A 994-nucleotide genomic window follows, 5' to 3' on the forward strand; every position below is an offset into this window, starting at 1 on the left:
GCTCTTATTATGGGAAGATACCTATGAATTGGGTACAGACAACATTAAATTATATAGGAATAATTAGTACTGGTAACACGCCATCTAAAAATAGCCCTGAAAACTACGGCGGCGAAATACCATTCTATAAACCTGCTGATTTATTACAAGGAGAACTATACAATGCAACTGAATATTTATCGGTTCTAGGAAATACAAAATCCAGAAAAATAAAAGCAGGTTCTATTTTAATAAATGGTATTGGAAATATTGGAATTGCTGGGATTGTTCGTGTTGATGGAGCGTTCAATCAACAAATGCATGGCATAGAAGTATTTAATTTTGTCAACTCAAAATTTTTACTTTTAGCTATACAGTCTGATTTTATGCAAAAACAATTCAAGAACAATACATCATCTACCACTATTCCTATATTAAACAAAACTAGATTTTCTCAAACTATAATTAATTTTCCAGGTATACGTACACAAAAATTAATAATTACTAAAGCTGAGAAACTTTTTGAAAAAGTAAATCAATTTTAGCGACAATTCTCTTTTGTTCTAAAACTGAAGGAATACCTATTATTTTAGATTTTAGATACGAATAATGTCGAGCATAGCCCCTGTTCCTAACAAATAATAGCGTATAGTCTAAGTGGTATTTTAAAAATTTTGCAGATAAGCAAATTGGAGACAGAATTTTTACTCCGTCTGCACCAACAACAAAAGGGAAGTCTATAATCTTAAGATTTCTTGTATGGTCACCAAATATTACAACGTTTGTTTTATAGTCTAGAATCTTAGAAAAATTATTAGAAAATCCTTCAACTAATATTTTAGATTGACTAACTACTGGAATCTTGCCCTCTTTTACAATTTCAGACTGTTTTATTTGATAAGGCTTAGCTGAAATAGTTGTTACAATTTTTTCTAAAGGAGCTAGCAACCAAGTTGATCTTCTTGGAAAATCTATTTCAATTTTAATGTTATTCAGATAATAAGAGCCATAATCT

Annotated in this window: 2 protein-coding genes; one reads left to right on the forward strand and one right to left on the reverse strand. The window is 29.9% G+C overall.

Translation table 11 applies throughout. The features are described from left to right. Positions 1-524 (forward strand): restriction endonuclease subunit S (locus HT736_RS11090; RefSeq protein ID WP_240148736.1); only part of this gene is annotated, 524 nt, incomplete at its 5' end. On the opposite strand, the gene HT736_RS11095 is transcribed toward HT736_RS11090, so the two are convergent. Continuing rightward, positions 484-994 (reverse strand): restriction endonuclease subunit S (locus HT736_RS11095; protein WP_240148734.1); only part of this gene is annotated, 511 nt, incomplete at its 5' end. The genes HT736_RS11090 and HT736_RS11095 overlap by 41 nt on opposite strands.

The sequence above is a fragment of the Streptococcus sp. 339 genome (genome assembly GCF_013277285.1).
Classification (GTDB): Bacteria; Bacillota; Bacilli; order Lactobacillales; family Streptococcaceae; genus Streptococcus; species Streptococcus pseudopneumoniae.